The sequence below is a fragment of the Citrobacter sp. NCU1 genome (assembly GCF_010231475.1).
Taxonomy (GTDB): Bacteria; Pseudomonadota; Gammaproteobacteria; order Enterobacterales; family Enterobacteriaceae; genus Citrobacter_D.
Window position 1 is genome coordinate 1 of record NZ_NRDO01000008.1, and the last position, 26,897, is coordinate 26,897.

Consider the following 26,897-nt stretch of genomic DNA (forward strand, 5'->3'; position numbering starts at 1 on the left):
TGATGATGTTCATCAGGCGTTTTACAGACAAAAAACTGTCAACCTATATCAGGACTAGTCAATGTTGCGCATGCCAGCAGGATCGCCCCGCGATTATTGCCTGGTAGCGACATAAAAAAACCGGGCGCAGAGGCCCGGTTCATCAGACGATATGAGATTAATGCGCGGCTTCTGGCTTGTGCTTTTGCGCACTCTGGAAACCATACGTCAGCTCATTTTTCTCTTTATCCAGGGCAACAGTCACCTGACCACCATCCACCAACGAGCCAAACAGCAATTCGTTAGCCAGCGGTTTTTTCAGGTTGTCCTGTACCACACGCGTCATTGGACGCGCGCCCATTGCCCGGTCGTAGCCTTTCTCAGCCAGCCAGTTACGCGCTTCCTGGCTAACTTCCAGGGAGACGCCTTTCTGATCCAGTTGAACCTGCAACTCGACAATAAACTTATCAACAACCTGGTGAATCACCTCGGTAGACAAGTGATCGAACCAGATAATATTGTCGAGACGGTTACGGAATTCCGGCGTAAAGACTTTCTTGATCTCCCCCATCGCATCCGTACTGTTATCCTGATGAATGAGGCCAATGGATTTACGCTCGGTTTCACGCACGCCAGCGTTGGTGGTCATCACCAGCACCACGTTGCGGAAATCCGCTTTACGCCCGTTATTATCGGTCAGCGTACCGTTATCCATCACCTGCAACAGCAGGTTAAAGACATCCGGGTGCGCCTTCTCGATCTCATCCAGCAGCAACACGGCGTGCGGATGTTTGATGACCGCATCCGTCAGCAAACCGCCCTGATCGAAACCAACATATCCCGGAGGCGCACCGATCAAACGGCTGACAGTGTGACGCTCCATATACTCGGACATATCAAAGCGCAGCAGTTCAATTCCCAGCGCTTTGGAGAGCTGTACCGTGACCTCGGTTTTACCCACGCCAGTCGGCCCGGCAAACAGGAATGAACCGACAGGTTTATGCTCGTGCCCCAGTCCCGCGCGACTCATCTTGATGGCTTCAGTCAGCGCCTCAATGGCTTTATCCTGGCCAAAGACCAACATTTTCAGACGGTCGCCGAGATTTCTCAACGTATCGCGATCGCTCTGCGAGACGCTCTTCTCAGGAATACGCGCAATACGCGCCACCACGGATTCAATATCCGCCACGTTGACGGTTTTCTTGCGCTTGCTGATCGGCATCAGACGCGCACGCGCACCCGCTTCGTCGATCACGTCAATCGCTTTATCCGGCAGATGACGGTCATTGATATATTTCACCGCCAGTTCTACCGCCGCCCGTACCGCTTTCGCGGTATAGCGAACATCATGGTGCGCTTCGTACTTCGGTTTCAGACCGTTAATAATTTGCACAGTCTCTTCCACCGACGGCTCAGTAATATCGATTTTCTGGAAGCGACGCGCCAGAGCACGGTCTTTCTCGAAAATGTTGCTGAACTCCTGATAGGTTGTCGAACCGATCACGCGGATCTTGCCGCTGGAGAGTAGCGGTTTGATCAGGTTTGCCGCATCCACCTGGCCGCCCGATGCCGCGCCCGCACCAATAATGGTGTGGATCTCATCAATGAACAGGATGCTGTTGGTGTCCTGTTCCAGCTGTTTCAGCAGCGCTTTAAAACGTTTTTCAAAGTCACCACGATATTTGGTCCCCGCCAGCAGCGAGCCAATATCCAGTGAGTAGAGGGTGCAATCCGCCATCACTTCCGGCACATCGCCCTGGACAATACGCCAGGCCAGCCCTTCCGCAATAGCTGTTTTACCGACCCCTGATTCCCCCACCAGCAGCGGGTTATTCTTACGGCGACGGCACAGAACCTGAATGGCACGCTCCAGCTCTTTGTCACGGCCAATCAGCGGGTCGATCCCCCCCACGCGCGCGAGCTGGTTAAGGTTAGTCGTAAAGTTCTCCATACGTTCCTCCCCGCCAGCTTGCTCTTCGTTATTGGGTTGATTGCCAGAATCAGAAGACTGACTCGGCTCATCTTTACGCGTCCCGTGAGAAATAAAGTTCACCACATCAAGACGGCTGACTTCATGCTTACGCAGCAGATAGGCCGCTTGTGATTCCTGTTCGCTGAAAATAGCGACCAGCACGTTAGCGCCGGTAACCTCACTGCGACCGGAGGACTGAACATGGAAGACAGCGCGTTGCAGCACACGCTGAAAACTCAACGTCGGCTGCGTGTCGCGTTCTTCTTCGCTGGCAGGCAGAACGGGTGTGGTTTGTTCAATGAAGGCTTCGAGTTCCTGGCGGAGCGCAACCAGATCCACGGAACACGCTTCCAGCGCTTCGCGGGCTGACGGGTTACTGAGCAATGCCAGTAACAAGTGCTCGACGGTCATAAACTCATGACGGTGCTCGCGCGCTCTGGCGAAAGCCATGTTTAAACTGAGTTCCAGTTCTTGATTGAGCATAGGCACCTCCCCCAATTTTTATGCCTGCATTCAGGCTTTTTCCAGCGTACACAGCAATGGATGCTCGTTCTCCCTGGCATACCTGTTCACCATCGCCACTTTGGTTTCTGCAACCTCGGCGGTAAAGACTCCGCAGATGGCCTTACCCTGGTAGTGAACGGCGAGCATCAATTGAGTTGCACGTTCTACATCATAAGAAAAGAATTTTTGTAACACGTCAATAACAAACTCCATCGGAGTGTAATCATCATTGACTAATATCACTTTATACATAGATGGCGGTTTTAGCGCGTCGCGCACTTCATCTTCCGCAAGCTGGTCAAAATCCAGCCAGTCTTTCGTCTTACCCATTGTCAGTCGTCATCTTCGGTTACGGTTGCCGGCAGTTATTCTGCCGCTGACAAGAGCTTATGCGCACAACCAATCTACCTCAATTAATAGATAACTATCATCTATCACTGTCATCCGCGACATCTGTCACATTCCCCGGTAATAGCGTTAACTGCTTCAAAATTTTGATTCATTTTTACCCTACCCCCCCCGCCAAATGCTTGACGGCTCGCCTGATTTCTCTAAATTGTAGTCTCGAGAGTTGGCGAGGTTTTGAACAGCCTCCACTCTACCACCGGTTCATTCCATCTTACTTATATAAGATTTACGAAGGATGTCGAAGCATGGAAACGGGTACTGTTAAGTGGTTCAACAATGCCAAAGGGTTTGGTTTCATTTGCCCTGAAGGCGGCGGCGAAGATATTTTCGCCCATTACTCTACCATCCAGATGGATGGTTACAGAACGCTAAAAGCCGGGCAATCAGTCCAGTTTGATGTTCACCAGGGGCCAAAAGGCAATCACGCCAGTGTCATCGTGCCTATCATTGAAGCAGAAGCTGTTGCATAGCTCTTCTGTCTCATTGTGTACATCCTGCAGTCAAAATGCCAGCCCCCAGGGCTGGCATTTTTCTTTTTGAAGGAATACAACACATTATTCCCTGGCCAGCGCATCGACGGGATCCAGTCGGGCGGCGTTTCGCGCCGGCAACCAACCGAATAAAACCCCGGTAAATGTGGAACACAAAAAAGCGGTAATCAGGGCTATCGGCGAGAAGCCGATTTCCCAACCGGGTAAAAACAGTTGCAGCATAAATGCGATCAACATCGACAGGGCAATGCCTAAGGCGCCCCCCACCAGGCACACCAAAACGGCTTCAATTAAAAACTGCTGCAACACGTCGCTGGCACGCGCGCCCACCGCCATACGGATCCCTATTTCCCGCGTACGTTCCGTCACTGAAACCAGCATAATGTTCATGACGCCTATCCCGCCAACAACCAGCGAGATCACCGCCACCAGGGTCAGAAACAGTTGCAGAGTACGGGTAGTCTTTTCGGCCGTTTTCAGAACACCGTCCATGTTCCAGGTGAAGAAATCCTTTTTACCATGACGTAACGTCAACAAACGGGTGAGCTGTTGTTCCGCCTGCGCACTCTCGAAGCCTTCTTTCACGCGAACCGTGATCGAGTTCAGCCACGATTGCCCCATCACCCGTCCCGACATCGTGCTGTAGGGCAACCAGACTCTGAGGATCTTGCTGCTGCCAAACATCGATTGTTTCTCTTCCGCCACACCAATCACCGTGGCAGGCATATTGCCGACCAGGATGACTTCTCCCACCACGGTCGTTTTGTTCGGAAAGAGCTGACGCCGGGTGTTGTTGTCCAGTACCACCACCTGCGCCCGCCCGTTTAACTGTTCACGATTAAACGTATTTCCTTCGCTGAAACTCATCCCGTAAACGTTAAAATAGTCCCCGCTGACGCCATTGGCGCTGGCCGCCACATCGATATTTGCGTAACGTACGCGCAGATTCTGCGAAACGGCGGGCGTTGCGGAACTGACCCAGGGTTGTTTTTGAATCGCCGTCAAATCGTCGTATTTCAGCGCCTGCTGATACTGCGGATCGTCATCACCAAAATCTTTTCCGGGATAGATATCGATAGTATTGGTACCGATGGAACGGATATCCGCCAGCACCAGTTGCTTTGCCGCATCGCCCACCACCACAATCGACACCACCGAGGCGATACCAATAATGATCCCCAGCATCGTGAGCAACGTGCGCATTTTGTTTGCTGCCATTGCCAGCCACGCCATAGTCAGCGCCTCGCGAAAACCACTGACAAACTGACTCCAGCCGGAGGCGGTTTTAACGGTAGATTCGGCGATACTGTTGTCGCTGACTGTTTTTTGCGACGGCGGATTACGCACAATCTCGCCATCGCGAATTTCAATCACCCTTTCAGCCTGTGCCGCGACTTGTGGATCGTGAGTGACAATAATGACCGTATGACCGCGATCGCGCAGTTGATGCAGAATCGCCATCACCTCTTCACCAGAATGGCTGTCCAGCGCCCCCGTGGGCTCATCTGCAAGAATAACCTGCCCGCCGTTCATCAACGCACGGGCGATACTGACACGCTGCTGTTGCCCGCCAGAAAGCTGAGAGGGATGGTAGTCGATACGATCCCCCAGCCCCAGTCGTTGCAGGAGGTCCTGAGCACGCGCCAGCCGCTGTTTACGTTCGGTTCCGGCATAAACCGCTGGTACCTCGACGTTTTGCGTCGCCGTCAAATGTGAGAGCAAATGATAGCGCTGGAAAATAAAGCCGAAGCGTTCACGCCGCAGTTGCGCCAGCGCGTCGCTGTCGAGGGTAGACACATCCCGCCCCGCCACCCGATAGGTGCCGCTGGTCGGTTTATCCAGGCACCCCAGAATATTCATCAACGTGGATTTACCCGAGCCTGAAGCACCGACAATTGCCACCATTTCACCCGCCTGGATGTGCAGCGAGATGCCTTTCAGCACCTCGACCTGCTCCCCTCCTGACGGGTAGCTACGGCGAATGTCGTTCAGTTCAAGCAACGCCGTCATTGCGCGGCTCCCGGTTTGCCCTCGCCGGTAACCACTTCATCCCCCTCTTCCAGACCTTTGACGATCTCCACATCGGTATCATTACGCGAGCCGATCGACACTTCCCGTTCACGGGTTTCTCCGTTGCGCAGCAGCGTGACTTTGTAGCGATTGTTTCCAATCGGATCGCCCAACGCGGAAAGTGGGATGGTCAGAACATTTTTAATGTCGGTGAGTTGGATATGAACCTGAGCCGTCATGTCGAGACGTAAAATGCCATTCGGATTGGGCACTTCAAAACGGGCGTAATAAAAAATGGCATCGTTGACTTTTTCAGGCGTCGGCAGAACGTCTTTCAGTGCGCCTTCGTAACGCGTCTGAGGATCGCCAAGCACGGTAAACCAGGCCTTTTGCCCCGGTTTCAAATGAATCACATCCGCTTCCGACACCTGCGCTTTCACCAGCATCGTGCTCATATCCGCCAGCGTCAGAATGTTCGGCGCCTGTTGGGCGGCGATCACAGTCTGCCCTTGCAGGGTGGTGATTTGCGTCACTTCACCTGCCATCGGCGCCACAATACGGGTGTAATCCAGGTTGGTTTTCGCGGTATCCAGAGATGCCTGATTGCGCTTAATTTGCGCATCAATGGTGCCGATTTGCGCCTGCTTAACGGCCATCTCCGTAGCGGCAGTGTCCAGATCCTGCTGTGAGACGGCCTGTGTTTTTGCCAGTTGCTGTTGGCGAGAGAACGTCACGCGCGCCAGTTTCCATTCGGCTTGCGCCTGAAGTCGCTGAGCGCGCAGTTCCATTAGCGTGGCTTCAACTTCTTTAATCTGGTTTTGCGCCTGTTCAGGATCGATAACGCCGAGCAACTGGTCTTTTTTAACTTTATCGCCAATGGCCACCGACAGCGTCTTCAACTGCCCGCTCACCTGCGCCCCGACATCCACTTTCCGCAACGCATCCAGTTTCCCGGTGGCGAGAACGCTTTGCTGAAGGTCTCCGGGACGAACGATCAGCGTCTGATAATTAGGTAGCGGCGCATTCAGTGTTCTCCAGGCAATTATCAGCCCCGCGATGATGACCACTATCGCCAGCAGATACCGCTTTTTAAGTTTTCCCTTGATGTTCATAAAAATCCTGAATTCCCCGTCTATTGCGCCAGAGTGATTGAACCAATATCAACCAATAATAAACAAGTATTGAAAGGCAATGAGAGTAACAGAGTTATTGATATTTGGTTAAGTTTGCTGATGGTGAAATCCAGGCGACACCTTTTTATTGGATGGTTGACTATGTCGCAGCTCACCGAAAATGCCTTCTCCCCTTCTCGCCCCATGACGAGTCTGGGGTTATTTTTCAGTCTGACCCGCGGCCTGTGGCGCCCGGGGAAATTCTGGCATCAACGTAGTTTCCGGCGGAAATTTATGTTGCGCTCCCTGCTGATGCCCCGTTTGAGTCGTGAATGGATGGCTGAGCTTTCACAATGGCCGGATCTGAACGTTTTGCTGACGCGACAACCGCGGCTCCCGGTTCGTCTTCATCGCCCCTACCTTGCGGCAAATCTTGGCCGCAAACAATTACTGGAAGCATTGCGTTATCATTACGCCCTGCTGCATACCTTTATGACGCCAGATGAATTAAGAACATATATGAATACATCCGGGCTGCAGCTGGCGCAACTGGAAGGTAAAAATGGGGAAATCTTCACTCTTGAGCTGACCATGATGATCTCCCTTGATAAAGAGGGGGACAGCACCCTGCTCATACGTAACGGTGACCGGGAAACGCTGGCGGAAATAACCTTCACGCTGTGTGAATATCAGGGGAAACGGACGCTGTTTATTGGCGGGTTACAGGGCGGCAAGCGCGAGCTCCCCCATGAAGCCATTCAAAGCGCGACCAAATCGTGTCATGGATTATTTCCCAAACGTCTGGTGATGGAGGCCGTGTGTCAGTTCGCCGAACGTTTACAGGTCGAACAAATTCTTGCAGTCAGCAACGAGACGCACATTTACCGCAGCCTGCGCTATCGGGATAAAGAGGACAACATCCACGCAGACTACAATGCCTTTTGGACGGCCTGCGGGGGTGAATGCGACGAGAAAGGGTATTACCATCTTCCCTGCATGCTCACGCGCAAGGAGATGTCGGAAATCGCCAGCAAGAAACGCGCAGAATACCGTCGTCGCTATCAGATGCTGGACGCTATTCAGGTGCAAATGGCAGATTTGTTCCGCCGTTAATCGGCCCGACCACGCGCCAGCCAGAGCACACGCGAAAACATTTTTCTGAACAGGGTCGGTACGGCATCAACGCCGCGCCGCCCTGCTTCCATGGTGACTTCGATGGCGAGATCCGGTTTTGATGAGCGATGGATCGCTTTCGAAATAATCTTGCGCATGTTCATCGGAATATTTTCCGGGATCTGCGCGACCCGGTGGAAGACGTCTGAAAAGCCCTGCCGGTACATAAAATGTTCCATATCCAACGCAGGTAATACGGTGAGATGCTCACGCTCCGCTTCCCTGTCGTTATCGAGCAAGCCGCGCACCGTAGCGGCATATTTTTTCCCTGCCTCATCGCCGTCGACCAGCACATGCCACTCAATCCCCATACGCCGGGCGAATTTCACCAGCGGTTTTAACCCCGACTGGGCAAACTCGATCACTTTGATCCCTTCAGCGTCAAAGTGATGCCCACATTGACGCGCCAGTTCGTTGATAACCCAGGTTTCCGTTTCCCCCTCGACCAACAACCAACAGCGCGCAAATAAAGAAGAGGCGCGATTGAAACGAATATGAAACGCAATACGCCGTCCATCTTCCGCGCTCAACCCGCCGGGTCCTAAACGCCACGCCGCCACGCGTGATGATTCACGCACCAGGCGAACAACATGTTCCACCGGCGTAAGCGACAGCAGCTCACCAGAATTGGTGGTAGCAACACGTTGCAGCGGCAGCAGATTCAACAATTGCCAGGCGACCGACAGCATAATGGGATGTAATCGCGTTTCCGGGTCTTCCACCAGCAACAGCGGCCGCGCATCTTTGTCTAACCTCAGGGTGCCTTTTGCCTGTAATAACGTTGAAAACAGTCCCAGCAGAATCACCCGATGGGTACGCCCGCCGGGTTTGTCGATCATCCGGTTGATGATGTCCAGATACCGCCAGCTTCGCTGTTCGTTATTCGATCGCCGACGCATAAGCCGATAGCGTGATTGCCCGGCGCCTTGTTCAGAGAAGTAATGCTCCAGCAATTGCACCATCGCCGACAGCCCCTGGCGTATCTGACCATCGGTCAGATTCTGGGGACGCATCGCCAGTTCCCGGGCCAGAAAATCCAGTTGTCTGGCGGTCACTTCCACATCCGGAATATCAGGCACCGTACCGTTACGGATCCGGCGCATAAAACGCGCGTCACGCAGGCGCAGTACCGGCATCAGGCGAATAAGATGTCGTGCCTGATCGTTAATATCGTCAACGGGTAATGGATGTCCGTCGCCATCAAGGAAACTGCGCAGTGTCATGACGCTGTTGTCTTCGCCGCATTCGCCTTCCAGACGATAAAAAATACGATGGTAGTCGTCGCGACATGGAGTCCAGCAGTCGGCCAGCGGGCGGTAACGACGCACCCGGTGGCGACCAGGCTGCGATTCGCGAAACGTGAGAATGATATGCAGATGGTGTTCTCGCTCCAGGATATCGCCGGGAGGAAACCAGAAGTCTTCACGGACAAAATGATACAGATCGGATTCCGGCGACAACAACAGAGTGAGTGCGTCCAGCAAACTGGATTTACCCCAGGCGTTCTCCCCAATCAGTACGTTGTTTTGCTCCAGCATCAACGACAGTCGATTGATCCCGCGAAAACCCACAATCTCAACGCGTTCGAGAATCATGTTTCCTCCAGAAAGAGTCACTAATCCATTAAGCTATCCGCAGTATAACGGCAAAATCTCGCGGTTGATGTGATGCCCGCACGTTCACAACAGGCAACTGATTGAATAATGTACTAATCACACAGAATACTTCGTTATAAAACATTTCAAAAATAACCGAACGATATAATAGTTAAGTCGGTGAATTATATCGTTTTCAATAAAACTATCTTTGGGTGGAAATGCACTACACTGTGTCTATGGAAAATTGGCACAAGGAATAACTGCACATTGCCCTAAATCAAATTTCGTAGATTTATTTAACTGGTGATTGGGTGGCGTTCGTTTTTAAAATACCGGTTCATGCATTCTATCGTCACCCTTTTATGACGATAAATACGGTTGGTATGAGAGATCATGACCAATTTTTTAAATTGAGGTGGATATGTTCAGAAAATTAATGGCCGAATGTTTTGGTACATTCTGGCTTGTTTTTGGTGGTTGCGGGAGTGCCGTTCTGGCAGCAGCATTTCCTGAATTAGGCATTGGATTTGTCGGGGTTGCGCTGGCATTTGGTCTGACTGTTTTAACGATGGCATTTGCTGTCGGTCATATTTCAGGGGGGCATTTTAACCCAGCGGTGACATTAGGTTTATGGGCTGGTGGCCGTTTCCCGGCGAAAGACGTTATTGGTTATATCATTGCTCAGGTAGTCGGCGGCATTATTGCGGCGGCAGTCCTTTATCTTATTGCCAGCGGTAAAGCGGGCTTTGATGCAACAGCCAGTGGATTTGCTTCAAACGGCTACGGTGAACATTCACCAGGCGGTTACTCTATGTTTTCCGCTATTGTCATTGAGATTGTCCTGACCGCCGGTTTCTTATTAGTGATTCACGGAGCAACAGATAAACTCGCTCCGGCAGGTTTTGCCCCGATCGCAATTGGTCTCGCGCTTACCCTGATTCACTTAATCAGCATCCCGGTGACCAACACCTCCGTCAACCCGGCACGTAGCACTGCCGTCGCTATCTTCCAGGGCGGTTGGGCACTGGAACAACTGTGGTTGTTCTGGGTGATGCCAATCATCGGCGGCATCCTCGGCGGTCTTATCTACCGCACACTGCTGGAAAAACGCGACACTGACACGGATAGTGCGCGCGCTGTGGCATCAGATGGCGATTCACTTATCTGACCTGCAGGTCCACACGTTGCTTTAGAATGTAAGCCGGGTATGGCGTAACCGCCACCCGGCTTTTATTTTGCTCTTTGACTGCTCGACCTTTATTGGGTAGTGTCACTGGCGCTAAACAGATACTCATTAAAGGACCCCGCTGTTCATGTTTTCAGGACTCTTAATCATTCTGCTCCCGCTGATGGTGGGTTACTTCGTTCCCCTTCGGCATAAACCCGCATTAATCCTGATCAACCGGTTGTTGAGCTGGATGGTTTATCTCATCCTTTTCTTTATGGGTATTAGTCTGGCGTTTCTGGATAATCTCGCCAGTAATCTGCTCTCTATTTTTTATTATTCTGCCGTCAGTATTACCGTTATTTTGCTGTGTAATATTATCGCCTTACTGTGGCTGGAACGCTCTTTACCGTGGCGACACAACCACCAGCAGGAAAAACTACCGTCGCGTATTGCCATGGCGCTGGAGTCACTTAAATTATGCGGCGTAGTGGTACTTGGCTTTGCGCTTGGTCTCAGCGGGCTGGCCTTTTTGCAACACGCGACTGAAGCCAGCGAATATACGCTGATCTTTTTATTGTTTCTGGTGGGGATTCAATTACGCAACAGCGGCATGACCCTGAAACAAATTGTGCTCAATCGTCGGGGAATGATTGTCGCGGTCGTGGTGGTTGCCAGCTCCCTGGTGGGTGGCCTGATCAACGCATTTATTCTCGACCTGCCGATCAACACCGCGCTGGCCATGGCGTCGGGTTTCGGCTGGTATTCCCTTTCGGGTATCCTGCTCACCGAATCCTTCGGCCCGGTCATTGGCAGCTCCGCCTTCTTTAACGATCTGGCGCGAGAGCTGATAGCCATCATGTTGATCCCCGGTTTAGTCCGTCGTAGCCGTTCTACCGCCTTGGGCTTGTGCGGCGCCACGTCGATGGATTTTACCCTGCCCGTGCTACAGCGCACAGGCGGCCTGGAGATGGTCCCTGCCGCGATTGTTCACGGTTTTATGTTGAGTCTGCTGGTCCCCATATTGATGGCGTTTTTCTCCGCCTGATCGCTCCCCGGCGGCAGACTCCTGCCGCCAAAATTGCGCTAAATCAATCTCCCTGCAAGTTGTATCAGAAATCCCTTTTATCCCCTCGCGCACAAGCATAATCTTAAAGATGTATATTAAATATAACTTTAAAAGGTGTGACCATGTTTTGTGTGCAATGTGAACAAACCATCCGTACCCCGGCAGGGAACGGCTGCTCTTACGCGCAGGGTATGTGCGGTAAAACGGCTGAAACCTCCGATCTGCAGGATCTGCTGATTGCCTCCCTACAAGGTCTGTCTGCATGGGCCGTTAAAGCCCGTGAATACGGCATCATTGACCACGAGATTGATAACTTTGCGCCACGTGCGTTTTTCTCCACGCTGACCAACGTTAACTTCGATTCCCCCCGCATCGTTGGCTATGCCCGTGAAGCCATCGCGATGCGTGAAGCGCTGAAAGCACAGTGTCTGAACATCGATGCCAACGCCACCGTCAACAACCCGATGGCTGACCTGCAACTGGCAAGCGACGATCTGGGCGCACTGCAACGTCAGGCCGCTGAATTTACTCCGAATAAAGACAAAGCCACCATTGGCGAGAACATTCTCGGCCTGCGTCTGCTTTGCCTGTACGGTCTGAAAGGTGCCGCTGCTTATATGGAACACGCGCACGTTCTCGGCCAATACGACAACGATATCTACGCGCAGTACCACAAAATCATGGCATGGCTGGGTACCTGGCCTGCCGATATGAATGAGCTGCTGGAGTGTTCGATGGAAATCGGCCAGATGAACTTCAAAGTGATGAGCATTCTGGATACCGGTGAAACCACCAAATACGGGCACCCGACCCCCACTCAGGTCAACGTCAAAGCCACCGAAGGCAAATGTATTCTGATCTCCGGTCACGACCTGAAAGATCTCTACAACCTGCTGGAACAAACCGAAGGTACCGGCGTTAACATCTATACCCACGGCGAAATGCTGCCTGCGCACGGCTATCCGGAACTGCGTAAATTCAAACACCTGATCGGTAACTACGGTAGCGGCTGGCAGAACCAGCAGGTTGAATTCGCCCGCTTCCCAGGCCCTATCGTGATGACCTCTAACTGCATCATCGACCCGACTGTGGGCGCGTATGACGACCGTATCTGGACCCGCAGCATCGTCGGTTGGCCGGGTGTTAGTCACCTCGAAGGCGACAACTTCGCGCCAGTCATCGCGCAGGCGCAGCAAATGGCCGGTTTCCCGTACAGTGAGATCCCGCACCTGATCACCGTTGGTTTTGGTCGTCAGACGCTGCTGGGCGCTGCGGATACGCTTATCGATCTGGTGAGCCGTGAAAAACTGCGTCACATTTTCCTGGTCGGCGGCTGCGACGGCGCGCGCGGTGAACGTAACTACTTCACCGATTTCGCCACCAGCGTACCGGACGACTGCCTGATCCTGACTCTGGCCTGCGGCAAATACCGCTTCAACAAACTGGACTTCGGCGATATCGAAGGCCTGCCGCGTCTGGTGGATGCCGGTCAGTGTAATGACGCTTACTCCGCTATTATTCTGGCGGTCACGCTGGCGGAAAAACTGGGCTGTGGCGTGAACGATCTGCCGCTGTCTCTGGTGCTTTCCTGGTTCGAACAAAAAGCAATTGTGATCCTGCTGACCCTGCTGTCATTGGGTGTGAAAAACATTGTCACCGGCCCTACAGCGCCGGGCTTCTTCACCCCGGATCTGCTGGCCGTACTCAACGAGAAGTTTGGTCTGCGTTCCGTCACCACCGTTGAAGAAGATATGAAACAACTGCTGAGCGCGTAAGGAGTGAGATCATGACAATGCCAACCCATCAGTGCCCGTGGCGGATGCAGGTTCATCACATTCATCAGGAAACCCCGGATGTATGGACGATTTCGTTGCTGTGCCACGACTATTATCCGTACCGCGCCGGACAATACGCGCTGGTCAGTGTCCGCAACTCGGCAGAGACGCTGCGTGCTTATACCCTCTCTTCCACGCCGGGGGTCAGTGAGTACATTACGCTGACCGTTCGCCGTATTGATGACGGTGCGGGCTCACAGTGGTTAACCCGTGATGTCAAACGCGGCGACTACCTGTGGCTCTCCGATGCAATGGGCGACTTTACCTGCGAAGATAAAGCCGAAGAGAAATTCCTGATGCTGGCGGCGGGATGCGGTGTGACGCCTGTCATGTCGATGCGCCGTTGGTTGGCAAAGTATCGTCCGCAGGCCGATGTGCAGGTCATCTATAACGTGCGCTCGCCACAGGATGTCATTTTTGCGCAGGAGTGGCGTCAGTATCCGGTGACGCTGGTCGCTGAAAACAATGCCACCGACGGTTTTGTGTCAGGCCGTCTGACCACAGAACTGCTGCAACGTGTTCCTGATCTGACGTCTCGTACCGTCATGACCTGCGGTCCGGCGCCGTATATGGATCTGGTCGAACAGGAAGTGAAAGCGCTCGGCGTCACCCGCTTCTTTAAAGAGAAATTCTTCACGCCTGTCGCTGAAGCCGCAACCGAAGGTCTGAAGTTCACTAAGCTGCAACCCGCGAAAGCGTTTTATGCGCCGGTCGGCACCACCCTGCTGGAAGCAATGGAAAGCAATAACGTGCCGCTCACCGTCGCCTGCCGTGCCGGTGTGTGCGGTTGCTGCAAAACCAAAGTGATGGATGGGAACTACACGGTTACCAGCACCATGACGCTGACCGATGCAGAGATCGCCGAAGGTTATGTGCTGGCCTGTTCTTGCCACCCACAGGGTGATTTAGTGCTCGCGTAAACCGCCTTATTCGATCCACAACAGAAACGGTCATCGGAAACGGTGGCCGTTTTTTTTATGCTTTGCGCAACACGGTACAACGCATCAATCCCATATAAAACAAAGGGGAAATAAAAAACGCAACCGCCATCTTCGACTAAACTTGTTACCGATATCACATTTAAGGAGATGGAAAACCATGAAACAAACCGTTGCGACGTTTATTGCCAAAACCCTTGAACAGGCCGGCGTGAAACGTATCTGGGGCGTGACAGGCGATTCACTGAACGGTCTGAGTGACAGCCTTAATCGCATGGGAACGATTGAATGGATGTCGACCCGCCATGAGGAGGTTGCGGCCTTTGCCGCTGGTGCCGAGGCGCAACTGACGGGCGAACTGGCGGTGTGTGCGGGTTCCTGCGGACCGGGCAACCTGCACCTGATTAACGGTCTGTTCGATTGTCATCGCAATCACGTTCCCGTACTGGCCATTGCCGCCCACATTCCCTCCAGCGAAATAGGCAGCGGCTATTTCCAGGAGACCCACCCGCAAGAGTTGTTCCGTGAATGTAGCCACTATTGCGAGCTGGTTTCCACTCCAGAACAGATCCCACAGGTTCTGGCGATTGCGATGCGTAAGGCGGTGCTGAATCGCGGCGTTTCGGTTGTCGTACTGCCGGGCGACGTTGCCCTGAAACCAGCGCCAGAGGGCGCCAGTACGCACTGGTACCACGCGCCGCAACCCGTCATCACGCCCACCGCCGAAGAGCTCAAAAAACTGGCACAGCTGTTACGCTATTCCAGCAATATTGCGCTATTGTGCGGCAGCGGCTGCGCGGGCGCACATACAGAGCTGGTCGAGTTTGCCGCCAAAATCAAAGCCCCCATTGTTCACGCCCTGCGCGGGAAAGAACATGTCGAATACGACAACCCCTACGATGTAGGCATGACCGGGCTTATCGGCTTTTCTTCCGGGTTTCATACCATGATGAATGCCGACACGCTGATCCTGCTCGGCACCCAGTTCCCCTATCGCGCCTTCTATCCTACTGACGCCAAAATTATTCAGGTAGATATCAACCCCGCCAGCATCGGCGCCCACAGCAAGATAGATATGGCGCTGGTTGGCGATATCAAATCGACGCTTCGCGCGCTGCTGCCGCTGGTGGAGGAAAAAACCGAACGCGCCTTCCTCGATAACGCACTGGAGCACTATCGCAACGCACGTAAAGGGCTGGATGACCTGGCAAAACCGAGCGACAAAGCCATTCACCCGCAGTATCTGGCACAGCAAATCAGCCATTTCGCCGCCGATGACGCCATCTTCACCTGCGATGTCGGTACGCCCACCGTCTGGGCGGCGCGCTACCTGAAAATGAACGGCAAACGCCGCCTGCTCGGTTCGTTTAACCACGGTTCAATGGCCAATGCGATGCCGCAGGCGTTGGGCGCACAGGCGACCGCGCCGGGGCGTCAGGTGGTGGCAATGTGCGGCGACGGCGGTTTCAGTATGCTGATGGGCGATTTTCTCTCTGTTGTGCAGATGAAACTACCGGTGAAAATTGTCGTCTTCAACAACAGCGTGCTGGGATTTGTGGCGATGGAAATGAAAGCTGGCGGCTATCTTACTGACGGCACCGACCTGCACGACACCAACTTTGCGCGCATCGCCGAAGCCTGCGGTATTACCGGCATTCGCGTGGAAAAAGCCGCTGACGTTGATGAAGCCTTGCAAAGGGCAATGTCCATCGACGGTCCGGTGCTGGTCGATGTGGTTGTCGCGAAAGAAGAGCTGGCCATTCCACCGCAAATAAAACTGGAACAGGCCAAAGGTTTTAGTCTGTACATGCTGCGCGCCATCATCAGCGGACGCGGTGACGAAGTGATCGAACTGGCAAAAACCAACTGGCTCAGGTAAAACAATGCACATCGCCTTTTAAACACCAGGAATGTGCAATGATCGATTTACGCAGTGATACCGTTACCCGTCCGAGTCGCGCCATGCTTGAAGCAATGATGGCCGCCCCGGTCGGGGACGATGTGTATGGAGACGATCCGACCGTTAACGCGTTGCAACAGTATGCCGCCGGGCTTTCTGGCAAAGAAGCGGCGCTTTTTTTACCCACCGGCACCCAGGCCAATCTGGTGGCGCTGCTGAGTCACTGCGAGCGCGGCGAAGAGTACATCGCCGGGCAAGGGGCGCATAACTATCTGTATGAGGCCGGTGGCGCTGCCGTACTGGGCAGCATTCAGCCTCAGCCTATCGATGCCGCTACCGACGGCACGCTACCGCTGGATAAAGTGGCGGCAAAGATCAAAGCGGACGATATCCATTTTGCCCGTACCCGCCTGCTCAGCCTTGAAAACACCCACAACGGGAAAGTACTGCCGCGCGAGTATCTGAAAGAGGCGTGGACGTTCACCCGCGAGCGCGGTCTGGCGCTGCACGTTGATGGCGCGCGTATTTTTAACGCGGTGGTCGCGTATGGCTGCGAGCTCAAAGAGATCACGCAGTATTGCGATTCATTCACCATTTGTCTGTCGAAAGGTCTGGGAACGCCGGTAGGCTCTTTATTGGTCGGCAGCCATGATTATATTAAACGCGCCACCCGCTGGCGTAAGATGACCGGCGGCGGCATGCGCCAGGCCGGCATTCTGGCAGCCGCCGGACTGTATGCGCTGAAAAATAACGTCGCGCGTTTACAAGACGATCACGACAATGCCGCCTGGATGGCAGAGCAACTGCGCGAAGCCGGGGCGGATGTGATGCGCCACGACACTAACATGCTGTTTGTTCGCGTTGGCGAAGAGAATGCCGCGGCATTAGGCGACTATATGCGCGCACGCGACGTGTTGATCAACGCCTCACCGATTGTACGTCTGGTCACTCACCTCGACGTCTCGCGTGAACAGCTCGCCAGCGTTGTTGCCCACTGGCGCGCATTTTTACATCGCTAAGGAGACCGACGTGCCGCAACGAATTTTGGTGCTTGGTGCCAGTGGTTATATTGGTCAACATCTGGTGCAGGTACTCAGCCAACAGGGGCACCAGGTACTGGCGGCGGCGCGTCGTATTGAACGGCTGGAAAAACAGCAACTGGCGAATGTCAGTTGTCATAAAGTTGATCTGAACTGGCCGGATAATCTCGCCCCCCTGCTGGTGGGAATCGATACGGTTTACTATCTGGTTCACGGCATGGGTGAAAAAGGCGACTTTATCGCCCATGAACGCCAGGTGGCGCTGAACGTCCGCGATGCGCTGCGAAACACCCCAGTCAAACAGCTGATTTTTCTCAGTTCATTGCAAGCGCCCGTGCATGAGCAGTCTGAACATTTACGCGCGCGCCAACTCACAGCGGATACCCTGCGTGATTCTGGCATACCGGTCACTGAATTACGCGCCGGGATCATTGTCGGGGCCGGTTCCGCCGCCTTCGAAGTGATGCGCGACATGGTCTATAACCTGCCGGTGCTGACGCCGCCGCGTTGGGTACGCTCACGCACCACGCCCATTGCGCTAGAAAACTTACTCCACTATCTGGTGGCGCTGCTGGACCATCCTGCCAACGCGCATCGTATTCTCGAAGCCGCCGGACCGCAGGTATTGAGCTATCAGGAACAGTTTGAGCACTTTATGGCCGTCAGCGGCAAACACCGGCCGTTGATTCCCATCCCCTTTCCGACCCGCTGGATTTCAGTCTGGTTCTTAAACGTCATTACTTCGGTGCCGCCCACCACAGCGAAAGCATTAATACAGGGGCTGAAGCACGATCTGCTGGCCGACGACACCGCACTGCGCGCACTGATACCTCAACGGCTTATCACCTTTGACGATGCCGTTCGCAGCACGCTGAAGGAAGAAGAAAAACTGGTGAACTCCAGCGACTGGGGATACGACGCCCTGGCGTTTGCCCGCTGGCGCCCGGAATACGGTTATTTTGCCAAACAGGCCGGTTTTACCGTTAAAACCCCCGCCAGTCTGAAAGCGTTATGGCAGGTAGTGAACCGCCTCGGCGGGAAAGAGCGTTACTTCTTTGGCAATATTTTGTGGCAGACCCGGGCACTGATGGACAGGTTGATCGGTCATAAACTGGCAAAAGGTCGACCCGCGCGTGAACTTTTGCAGGTGGGCGATACGGTAGACAGTTGGAAAGTGATCATCGTCGAGCCAGAAAAGCAGCTCACGTTACTGTTCGGCATGAAAGCACCCGGCCTGGGGCGTCTGAGTTTCACTCTCGAAGACAAAGGCGATCACCGACAGATAGATGTGCGTGCCTGGTGGCATCCGCACGGGATGCCCGGACTCATTTACTGGCTATTGATGATCCCCGCGCATCTGTTTATTTTTCGCGGTATGGCGAAACGCATTGCCAGACTTGCAGAACAAATCACAGATTAATAATAAAAACATACTGTATTGTTTCGTGTTTCCCATTGCATACAGACGTAATTCACGGAAGAATGCGCACGACGTTTTATTAAACACAGTGGATTGATATGAAGGTACTGGTTACCGGCGCTACCAGCGGCTTAGGTCGAAACGCGGTTGAGTTTTTGCGCAACAAAGGCATCAGCGTCAGAGCCACCGGTCGCAATGAAGCGATGGGGAAGCTGCTGGAGAAGATGGGAGCGGAATTCGTGCATGCGGACTTGACCGAACTGGTCTCTTCACAGGCCAAGGTGATGCTCGCAGGTATCGACACGCTATGGCATTGCTCCAGTTTTACCTCACCGTGGGGAACACAGGAAGCCTTCGATCTGGCCAATGTTCGCGCAACCCGTCGTCTGGGTGAATGGGCGGTTGCCTGGGGCGTGCGCAACTTTATTCATATCTCTTCCCCCTCACTGTATTTCGATTATCACCACCATCGCGACATCAAAGAGGACTTCCGCCCTCACCGATTCGCAAATGAATTCGCCCGCAGTAAAGCCGCGGGTGAAGACGTGATCAGCCTGTTAGCGCAAGCCAACCCGCAAACGCGGTTTACCGTGTTGCGTCCGCAAAGTCTGTTCGGTCCCCACGATAAGGTGTTTATCCCGCGTCTGGCGCACATGATGTACCATTACGGCAGCATTTTGTTGCCGCACGGGGGCAGCGCGTTGGTGGACATGACCTATTACGAAAATGCCATCCATGCCATGTGGCTGGCCAGTCAGGAAGCCTGCGATTCATTGCCGTCGGGGCGCATTTATAACATCACTAACGGTGAACACCGCACATTACGCAGCATCGTGCAGAAACTCATTGATGAGTTAAATATTGATTGCCGCATTCGCTCCGTGCCCTACCCGATGCTGGATATGATCGCGCGCAGCATGGAACGCTTTGGCAATAAATCAGCAAAAGAGCCCAAATTAACGCACTACGGCGTGTCGAAGCTGAACTTCGACTTTACGCTGGATACCACCCGTGCACAGGAAGAGCTGGGGTATCAGCCTGTCATCACTCTGGATGAAGGGATCGAGCGTACCGCCGCCTGGCTTCGCGACCACGGAAAACTACCGCGTTAATCTTGCCCGTATTTCTCCAGCAGCGCTTCAGCAATCGCCTGCGTTTCCGCATCCGCCACGCCGTTCCATAACGCCGGGCGGAAGTGCATCTGGAACGCTGTAATCACCCGTTGTTGTTCGCGCGGCGTCATCGTTGGTTTTACCTCATAGCCATAGCGTGCCAGTAAATCCAGCAATACGGCTGGCTCCACGGGGTCGTGCGGCGCCCGACCGGCCAGATAAAACGTCACCCGCGCGGCGTCTGGCCACGCGCCAATGCCCTGGGCCGCCAGCTCACGCCATGGAAAGAGCGGTCCCGGATCGTCTTTGCGCTGTGGGGCGACATCCGCATGCGCCACCACATTCTGCGGTTTGATGTCATAGCGGGCGACGATCTCTTTTGCGAGCGGGATCAACGCCTGGATCTGCGCGGGTTTAAAAGGAGCGAAATACTTTGTCCCCGCTGACTGTTGCCATCCGCGATTCTCGAGTTCAATGCCGATGGAGGTGTCGTTGATACGTGTAGCGCCTCGCCAGTAGCTGATCCCCGCATGCCAGGCCAGATCGTGCTCAGGCACCAGTTGCCAGATTCGCGGTTTACCGTCATAACGCGGAGGAATGGCAGGGATCAGGTAGTGCGAGCTGACGTTTTTATCCGTCAGCGTCGCCAGCGAAGAATCAAAATCATCTGCGGTGTAATGGATGACCAGCACTTTGATACGCGGATACGCCGCCTGCGCCTGACGACGGGTATCCAGCTGATAACCGGTTTTATCGACAATGCCTTTCTCACCGGCACATCCCGCTAACAGCAGCGCAAGCGCGATGAGCCACAACCGGCGTTTCATCGGCGCGTTTTCACCGCAGTACCACTGACGGTCACCATCAGCATACTGCTGTCTTTACCCACGGTTTCATAATCAATGTCGATACCAACCACCGCGTCTGCACCCAGGGCTTTCGCCTGTTCGCCCAGTTCCTGGAAGGCGATTTCACGCGCTTTACGCAACTCTTTTTCATAGGCTCCGGAACGACCGCCGACGATATCGCGAATGCCGGCAAAGAAGTCGCGGAAAATATTGGCGCCAAGAATCGCCTCACCGGTCACCACACCGCAATATTCCACGATGCTCTGGCCTTCCAGCGTTGGGGTTGTCGAAAACTGCATGTTGGTCTCCTTGTTTGCCTAAGCACTCGATCTCAAAAGCATTATCGGACCGATACGCTATCATTGAAAAGATATTATTGAATATCGTAGATCGCTTTTATGCAGAAAGCTTAATAAGGAAATCACTATGCGCTATCGCAAACTCTCCCTGCTTGTTCCCTGCGCGCTGCTTCTCAGCGCCTGTACAACAACCGTAACCCCCGCATACAAGGACAATGGTTCGCGTAGCGGCTCCTGCGTAGAAGGCGGTCCGGACAGCGTGGCCCAACAGTTCTATGATTACCGCATCCAGCATCGTAACAATGACATTACCGCCCTTCGCCCTTATCTGAGTGATAATCTGGCGAAATTACTGACCGATGCCAGTCGTGATCAGAATCACAGCCAGCTGATGGGCAGCGATCCGTTCTCCAGCCGCGCTGCGCTGCCGGATAGCGCCAGCGTTGCCAGCGCATCGACCATTCCGAATAGTGATGCACGTAATATTCCGCTGCGTGTGGAGCTAAAACAGGGAACGCAAAGCTGGCATGATGAAGTGTTGATGATTCATGAAGGCCAGTGCTGGGTGATTGACGATGTCCGCTATGTGGGCGGCAGCGTTGATGCGCCAGCCGGTACGTTACGCCAGTCGATTGAGAACCGTTAACGCCCGGATGCCGGATAAGGCGTTGTAAACTGTAGCGCCATCCGGCGACAAGGCCGCATGATAGCCAGGAGGCCTTCTGCTTACCCTCCCGGAGACTTAAATCATAAACCCCATTAATTGTCTGGCATTCTGCATAGAATGCCGACAATTATTCTTGTCGCCCACCCACTCCGCTATTTTGTGCTATGTTTAGTGAAGAATGCGGTTTGTATTTAACTTTTAACGCATAAATATTGCATAACTATTCTGTCAAAGGTAGTATCTGCGGCTTCAATAGCTATCAGACTGCCAGTATACGAGTGTCAATGAGTATTCAATTAAACGGCATTAACTGCTTCTACGGCGCGCATCAGGCGCTGTTCGATATCACGCTGGATTGCCCTCAGGGCGAAACACTGGTGTTACTTGGCCCAAGCGGGGCGGGTAAAAGCTCGCTGCTGCGCGTACTCAATCTGCTTGAGATGCCGCGTTCCGGCACGCTCACTATCGCAGGTAACCATTTCGACTTCACGAAAACCCCGTCCGATAAGGCGATTCGTGAGCTGCGCCAGAATGTGGGCATGGTTTTTCAGCAATACAATCTGTGGCCTCATCTCACGGTGCAACAAAACCTGATTGAAGCGCCCTGCCGCGTACTGGGTCTGAGTAAAGACCAGGCGCTGGCGCGCGCGGAAAAACTGCTGGAACGTCTGCGTCTGAAGCCGTACAGCGATCGTTACCCGCTGCACCTTTCCGGCGGTCAACAACAGCGTGTGGCCATTGCGCGCGCGCTGATGATGGAACCCCAGATCCTGTTGTTTGATGAACCGACAGCCGCGCTGGACCCGGAAATCACCGCCCAAATCGTCAGTATCATTCGTGAACTGGCAGAAACCAATATTACCCAGGTGATCGTCACTCACGAAGTGGAAGTGGCGCGTAAAACCGCCAGCCGCGTGGTGTATATGGAAAACGGTCATATCGTAGAGCTTGGGGATGCGAGCTGCTTTGCAGATCCGCAGACCGATGCATTTAAAAACTATCTCTCTCACTAAGTTTCGGGACAATGACAATGAAAAAAGTTCTGATTGCCGCGCTAATTGCCAGTTTTAGCCTTTCTGCTACAGCAGCGCAGACCATTCGTTTTGCAACTGAAGCGTCGTATCCTCCGTTTGAATCCATGGACGCTAACAACAAGATCGTCGGTTTTGACGTTGATCTGGCGAATGCGCTGTGTAAAGAGATTGATGCGACCTGTACGTTCACTAACCAGGCGTTTGACAGCCTGATCCCAAGCCTCAAATTCCGTCGTTTCGATGCGGTCATGGCGGGGATGGATATCACTCCGGAGCGTGAAAAACAGGTACTGTTCACCACCCCGTACTACGACAACTCTGCGCTGTTCATTGGTCAGCAAGGCAAATTTACCGGTATTGACCAGTTGAAAGGCAAAAAGGTCGGTGTCCAAAACGGCACCACCCACCAGAAGTTCATCATGGATAAGCATCCGGAAATCACGACCGTTCCGTACGACAGCTACCAGAATGCCAAACTGGACCTGCAAAACGGCCGTATTGATGGTGTCTTTGGCGACACCGCTGTCGTGACTGAATGGCTGAAGGACAATCCGAAGCTGGCGCCAGTGGGCGACAAAGTCACTGATAAAGACTACTTCGGCACAGGTCTGGGCATTGCGGTCCGTCAGGGCAATACCGAGCTGCAGCAGAAATTCAACACTGCGCTGGAAAAAGTGAAGAAAGATGGAACGTACGAAACCATCTATAACAAATGGTTCCAGAAGTAATCCTTGATGAATGAATTTTTTCCTTTAGCAAGCGCCGCCGGGATGACCGTCGGCCTTGCCGTTTGTGCACTGATCATTGGCCTGGCGCTCGCCATGTTCTTTGCAGTCTGGGAGTCAGCAAAGTGGCGTCCGGTTGCATGGGCAGGTTCGGCGCTGGTCACGGTTCTGCGCGGACTGCCAGAAATTCTGGTCGTGCTGTTTATCTATTTCGGCTCCTCACAGCTTCTGTTAATGCTGTCAGACGGATTCACCCTTAACCTTGGCGTTGTCCAGATTCCGCTACAAATGCAGATCGAAAACTTCGACATCAGTCCGTTTCTGTGCGGTGTGATTGCCTTGTCGTTGCTGTATGCGGCCTATGCTTCGCAGACTCTGCGTGGCGCGCTGAAGGCGGTTCCGCTCGGGCAATGGGAATCGGGCCAGGCGTTGGGTCTGTCAAAAGCGGCGATTTTCTTTCGTCTGGTGATGCCGCAAATGTGGCGTCATGCCCTTCCGGGACTGGGTAACCAGTGGCTGGTTTTGCTGAAAGATACGGCATTAGTCAGTCTTATTAGCGTCAACGACCTGATGCTGCAAACGAAAAGTATCGCCACCCGAACCCAGGAACCGTTCACATGGTACATCGTGGCGGCGGCAATCTATCTGGTCATTACCCTGGTCAGTCAGTACATTCTCAAACGCATTGACCTGCGCGCGACACGTTTTGAACGGAGACCGGGCTAATGCTTGAGTATTTACCTGAATTAATGAAAGGGCTGCATACCAGCCTGACGCTGACCGTGGCGTCGATTGTGGTCGCCCTGATCCTGGCGCTGATTTTCACCATCATTTTGACGCTGAAAACGCCAGTGCTGGTGTGGGTTGTGCGCGCCTATATCACGCTCTTTACCGGTACACCGCTGCTGGTGCAGATCTTCCTGATCTACTACGGGCCAGGACAGTTCCCGTCCTTGCAGGAGTATCCGGTTCTGTGGCATCTGCTCTCGGAGCCGTGGCTGTGTGCGTTAATTGCATTGTCTCTGAACAGCGCCGCGTATACCACGCAACTGTTCTATGGCGCTATCCGCGCTATTCCAGAAGGCCAATGGCAGTCCTGCGGCGCGCTGGGAATGAGCAAAAAAGATACGCTGTCGATTCTGTTGCCGTACGCTTTTAAACGCGCCCTCTCCTCTTACTCTAACGAAGTGGTACTGGTCTTCAAAAGTACCTCGCTGGCATACACCATTACGCTGATGGAAGTGATGGGACATGGTCAGTTGCTGTACGGGCGCACCTATGATGTGATGGTCTTCGGCGCAGCGGGCGTCATTTACCTGATCGTTAACGGCTTACTGACGCTGCTGATGCGTTTGGTTGAGCGTAAAGCCCTGGCGTTTGAGCGCAGAAATTAAGCCTTAAACTGCATAACAGCGAATCAACAAGACGGACAAGTCTCACAACTGTCCGTCTTTTTTTATCTACATGAAAATAATTAATCGTTTTTATTGCATATAAATTCATTAAGTGGCATTGTGAATTCATACCGCAGACACGGTAATAATCATAAGATTGACAGACGGGAGTTTCACAATGAAAAAGTTAGTTCTGGCTGCATTACTCGCAACGGTTGCAACGGGCGCCGCAGCGGCTGAAAAGATCAATTTTGGCGTCTCCGCCACTTACCCGCCCTTTGAATCAATGGATGCGAATAACAAAATTGTCGGTTTTGATATCGATCTGGCGACAGCGTTATGCAAACAAATGCAGGCTGAATGTACTTTTACCAATCATGCTTTTGATAGCCTGATCCCCGCCTTAAAATTCAAAAAATATGACGCGGTGATTTCGGGTATGGACATTACACCGGAACGTAGCAAGCAGGTTTCTTTTACCACGCCTTACTACGCCAACTCTGCGCTGGTCATTGCGAAAAAAGAGACCTACAAAACCTTCGCCGACCTGAAAGGTAAGCGTATCGGTATGGAAAACGGCACCACCCACCAGAAGTACCTGCAGGACAAACACCCTGAGGTAAAAACCGTGGCTTATGACAGCTATCAAAATGCGATTATCGATCTGAAGAATGGCCGTATTGATGGCGTATTCGGCGATACCGCCGTGGTGAACGAGTGGCTGAAAACCAACCCGCAGCTGGGCACCGCCACGGAAAAAGTGACCGATCCGCAATACTTCGGCACAGGGCTTGGCATCGCCGTCCGTCCGGATAATAAAGCGCTGCTGGAGAAACTGAACGGTGCGCTGGCCGCCATCAAAGCCGACGGCACGTATCAGAAAATCAGCGATCAATGGTTCCCGAAGTAAGAGCGGAAATGAACAAAGCCGCGCTCAGCTAACACTGTTAGTTTAAGACCGGGATTTCCGGGGCGACCACCGGGTTTGGCGTCCCTCCGGGAACCAAATCCCGGTGTTTCCCCTCATTCATTGGCTTAAGTGAACGGTGTAGCGATAAGCGGCTTTATGATTGTCTGACCAGCAGCGTCAACACTTCATAGTGAGCGGTATGCGGGAACATATCGAAAAGCTGGACGCGTTCAATGCGATAGCCCGGTAATTCGCTGATATCTTTCGCCATGGTCTGTGCATTACAGCTGGAATAGATAATGTATTCCGGCGCCATCTGGCTTAAATAATCACACAGCGCCTTCCCAATACCGCGACGCGGTGGATTGACCAGCACCAGTTCCGGTACGCCCCCCTGAGCGGTGGCAAATTGGGTGGAGTCCAGCGCCTGAAAATGCAGGTTTTGTAACCCTAATTCACGGGCGGATTGCTTTGCACAGGCTATCGCCTCAGGGGAGATTTCAATTCCGGTCAGCGTCATCGCAGGCGTCGCGCAATGCAGACCGAACCCGCCAACACCACAAAACAGATCCCACATATGGTTGACCGGAAGCTGTCGCACCCAGTCACGCGCCGTTGCATATAATTGGCTTGCCACCACGGGGTTAGTCTGGAAAAAGCTCTGTGGGCGGATCCACAGCGGTACGCCGTTAAACCGTTCCGCCAGCGCCTGCTGCTCAGTCAGGAAGATTTCCGTCTCCCCTTCCATAATAGCCATATGCACAGGCTGAATATTCGCGGTGATGACTTTCAGTTGGGGTAATTGTGCCTGTAACCACGGCAACGCCGCACGCAGTTGCCCAAGTTTAGCCTCTGAACGCAACACAAAACGCAACATCATGCCGCCATCTTGCTGGCTTTGTGTCAGCAGGATGTATTTCAGTTCGCCACGCTTACGCGCCACATTGTAGGGTGTCAGTCCGGCGCGCGCGATAAACGGTTTCAGCGTCGCAAAAATGGGGGCAAAGGAGGCAGGATACAGCGGGCAATCGCAGAGATCTTCCGGCGTGCCGTCACGATGAAGCATACCCAGCAGCGGTTTTTCCACGCTACCGCTGACCACCATTTTCGCCTTGTTGCGAAATCCCTGTTCAGGACCGCAGACAGGCGCACACCACTCGGTGACCGGGTGGTCGGCCAACAACGTGTGCAGATCGGCTGTTTTGGTGGCGAGTTGATCGCTTATCGGTGCTGTTATCCACTGACAAGAGCGGCAGCGACCTGCGTCATAGAGTGCGCACTGCATAAGAAAACC

Annotated in this window: 24 protein-coding genes; 16 read left to right on the forward strand and 8 right to left on the reverse strand. The window is 53.4% G+C overall.

Annotated features, from left to right (window positions below; all coding sequences use genetic code 11):
• Positions 1–157: 157 nt before the first annotated feature.
• Positions 158–2,434 carry an ATP-dependent Clp protease ATP-binding subunit ClpA gene (clpA, locus tag CJP72_RS03935; protein WP_162379601.1) on the reverse strand — a complete coding sequence of 759 codons (2,277 nt, stop codon included), beginning with the start codon at positions 2,432–2,434 and terminating at the stop codon, positions 158–160.
• Positions 2,435–2,464: 30 nt separating this feature from the next.
• On the reverse strand, positions 2,465–2,785 hold the full coding sequence (gene clpS, locus CJP72_RS03940; protein ID WP_162379602.1) for an ATP-dependent Clp protease adapter ClpS: 321 nt from the start codon (positions 2,783–2,785) through the stop codon (positions 2,465–2,467).
• A 323-nt stretch (positions 2,786–3,108) separates the two neighbouring features.
• Here clpS and cspD point away from each other — a divergent pair, with 323 nt between their 5' ends.
• Positions 3,109–3,333 carry a cold shock-like protein CspD gene (gene cspD / locus CJP72_RS03945; protein ID WP_162379603.1) on the forward strand — a complete coding sequence of 75 codons (225 nt, stop codon included), beginning with the start codon at positions 3,109–3,111 and terminating at the stop codon, positions 3,331–3,333.
• A gap of 84 nt (positions 3,334–3,417) precedes the next feature.
• On the opposite strand, the gene macB is transcribed toward cspD, so the two are convergent.
• Both macB and macA read right to left on the reverse strand, forming a co-directional pair.
• Positions 3,418–5,364, reverse strand: coding sequence for a macrolide ABC transporter ATP-binding protein/permease MacB (macB, locus tag CJP72_RS03950; protein WP_162379604.1), 1,947 nt, complete (start codon positions 5,362–5,364; stop codon positions 3,418–3,420).
• Positions 5,361–6,476, reverse strand: a complete 1,116-nt coding sequence (macA, locus tag CJP72_RS03955) for a macrolide transporter subunit MacA (protein ID WP_162379605.1) — start codon at positions 6,474–6,476, stop codon at positions 5,361–5,363. Before macA ends, macB begins: the two co-directional genes overlap by 4 nt.
• 162 nt (positions 6,477–6,638) lie before the next feature.
• Between macA and CJP72_RS03960 the strand changes: the two genes are divergently transcribed.
• Positions 6,639–7,589 carry a VirK/YbjX family protein gene (locus CJP72_RS03960; RefSeq protein WP_162379606.1) on the forward strand — a complete coding sequence of 317 codons (951 nt, stop codon included), beginning with the start codon at positions 6,639–6,641 and terminating at the stop codon, positions 7,587–7,589.
• Here CJP72_RS03960 and CJP72_RS03965 read toward each other — a convergent pair.
• On the reverse strand, positions 7,586–9,244 hold the full coding sequence (locus CJP72_RS03965) for an ATP-dependent endonuclease (RefSeq protein WP_162379607.1): 1,659 nt from the start codon (positions 9,242–9,244) through the stop codon (positions 7,586–7,588). The two genes, CJP72_RS03960 and CJP72_RS03965, sit on opposite strands and share 4 nt — an antisense overlap.
• Positions 9,245–9,668: 424 nt before the next feature.
• Here CJP72_RS03965 and aqpZ point away from each other — a divergent pair, with 424 nt between their 5' ends.
• The 8 genes from aqpZ to CJP72_RS04005 all read left to right on the forward strand — a co-directional run bounded on the left by aqpZ (position 9,669) and on the right by CJP72_RS04005 (position 19,726).
• Positions 9,669–10,415: an aquaporin Z gene (aqpZ, locus tag CJP72_RS03970; protein ID WP_162379608.1), complete on the forward strand. Its 747-nt coding sequence runs from the start codon at positions 9,669–9,671 to the stop codon at positions 10,413–10,415.
• Between the two features lie 145 nt (positions 10,416–10,560).
• A complete protein-coding gene (locus tag CJP72_RS03975; RefSeq protein WP_162379609.1) occupies positions 10,561–11,460 on the forward strand; it encodes a lysine exporter LysO family protein in 900 nt (299 codons plus the stop codon).
• A 143-nt stretch (positions 11,461–11,603) separates the two neighbouring features.
• A complete protein-coding gene (gene hcp / locus CJP72_RS03980) occupies positions 11,604–13,256 on the forward strand; it encodes a hydroxylamine reductase (RefSeq protein WP_162379610.1) in 1,653 nt (550 codons plus the stop codon).
• An 11-nt stretch (positions 13,257–13,267) separates the two neighbouring features.
• The gene (hcr, locus tag CJP72_RS03985) at positions 13,268–14,236 is read left to right on the forward strand and encodes an NADH oxidoreductase (RefSeq protein ID WP_162379611.1); all 969 of its coding nucleotides are present in this window, start codon (positions 13,268–13,270) and stop codon (positions 14,234–14,236) included.
• A 178-nt stretch (positions 14,237–14,414) separates the two neighbouring features.
• Positions 14,415–16,133, forward strand: a complete 1,719-nt coding sequence (poxB, locus tag CJP72_RS03990) for a ubiquinone-dependent pyruvate dehydrogenase (RefSeq protein WP_162379612.1) — start codon at positions 14,415–14,417, stop codon at positions 16,131–16,133.
• Positions 16,134–16,171: 38 nt separating this feature from the next.
• Entirely contained in the window at positions 16,172–17,173 is a 1,002-nt protein-coding gene (gene ltaE / locus CJP72_RS03995) for a low-specificity L-threonine aldolase (protein WP_162379613.1), read from the forward strand.
• A 10-nt stretch (positions 17,174–17,183) separates the two neighbouring features.
• Positions 17,184–18,614: a DUF2867 domain-containing protein gene (locus CJP72_RS04000; protein WP_162379614.1), complete on the forward strand. Its 1,431-nt coding sequence runs from the start codon at positions 17,184–17,186 to the stop codon at positions 18,612–18,614.
• Between the two features lie 98 nt (positions 18,615–18,712).
• Positions 18,713–19,726 (forward strand): NAD-dependent epimerase/dehydratase family protein, encoded by a 1,014-nt coding sequence (locus CJP72_RS04005; RefSeq protein ID WP_162379615.1) that lies wholly within the window; start codon positions 18,713–18,715, stop codon positions 19,724–19,726.
• Here CJP72_RS04005 and CJP72_RS04010 read toward each other — a convergent pair.
• Positions 19,723–20,553 (reverse strand): N-acetylmuramoyl-L-alanine amidase, encoded by an 831-nt coding sequence (locus tag CJP72_RS04010; RefSeq protein ID WP_162379616.1) that lies wholly within the window; start codon positions 20,551–20,553, stop codon positions 19,723–19,725. The two genes, CJP72_RS04005 and CJP72_RS04010, sit on opposite strands and share 4 nt — an antisense overlap.
• A complete protein-coding gene (locus tag CJP72_RS04015) occupies positions 20,550–20,873 on the reverse strand; it encodes a heavy metal-binding domain-containing protein (RefSeq protein WP_162379617.1) in 324 nt (107 codons plus the stop codon). Before CJP72_RS04015 ends, CJP72_RS04010 begins: the two co-directional genes overlap by 4 nt.
• Before the next feature lie 127 nt (positions 20,874–21,000).
• On the opposite strand from CJP72_RS04015, the gene CJP72_RS04020 reads away from it, so the two are divergent.
• From CJP72_RS04020 to artJ, 6 genes are all read left to right on the forward strand, one after another.
• Positions 21,001–21,519, forward strand: coding sequence for a lipoprotein (locus tag CJP72_RS04020; RefSeq protein WP_162379618.1), 519 nt, complete (start codon positions 21,001–21,003; stop codon positions 21,517–21,519).
• A gap of 305 nt (positions 21,520–21,824) precedes the next feature.
• Complete coding sequence (gene artP / locus CJP72_RS04025) at positions 21,825–22,553, forward strand: arginine ABC transporter ATP-binding protein ArtP (RefSeq protein ID WP_162379619.1); 729 nt, start codon at positions 21,825–21,827, stop codon at positions 22,551–22,553.
• Between the two features lie 17 nt (positions 22,554–22,570).
• Positions 22,571–23,302 (forward strand): arginine ABC transporter substrate-binding protein ArtI, encoded by a 732-nt coding sequence (artI, locus tag CJP72_RS04030; protein WP_162379620.1) that lies wholly within the window; start codon positions 22,571–22,573, stop codon positions 23,300–23,302.
• Between the two features lie 6 nt (positions 23,303–23,308).
• A complete protein-coding gene (gene artQ, locus CJP72_RS04035) occupies positions 23,309–24,025 on the forward strand; it encodes an arginine ABC transporter permease ArtQ (RefSeq protein WP_162379621.1) in 717 nt (238 codons plus the stop codon).
• A complete protein-coding gene (gene artM / locus CJP72_RS04040; RefSeq protein ID WP_162379622.1) occupies positions 24,025–24,693 on the forward strand; it encodes an arginine ABC transporter permease ArtM in 669 nt (222 codons plus the stop codon). Before artQ ends, artM begins: the two co-directional genes overlap by 1 nt.
• 178 nt (positions 24,694–24,871) lie before the next feature.
• Positions 24,872–25,603: an arginine ABC transporter substrate-binding protein ArtJ gene (artJ, locus tag CJP72_RS04045; protein ID WP_162379623.1), complete on the forward strand. Its 732-nt coding sequence runs from the start codon at positions 24,872–24,874 to the stop codon at positions 25,601–25,603.
• 154 nt (positions 25,604–25,757) lie between these two features.
• Here the strand turns inward: artJ and rlmC are convergent, their stop codons facing one another.
• On the reverse strand, positions 25,758–26,888 hold the full coding sequence (gene rlmC / locus CJP72_RS04050) for a 23S rRNA (uracil(747)-C(5))-methyltransferase RlmC (protein ID WP_162379624.1): 1,131 nt from the start codon (positions 26,886–26,888) through the stop codon (positions 25,758–25,760).
• Positions 26,889–26,897: the final 9 nt, after the last annotated feature.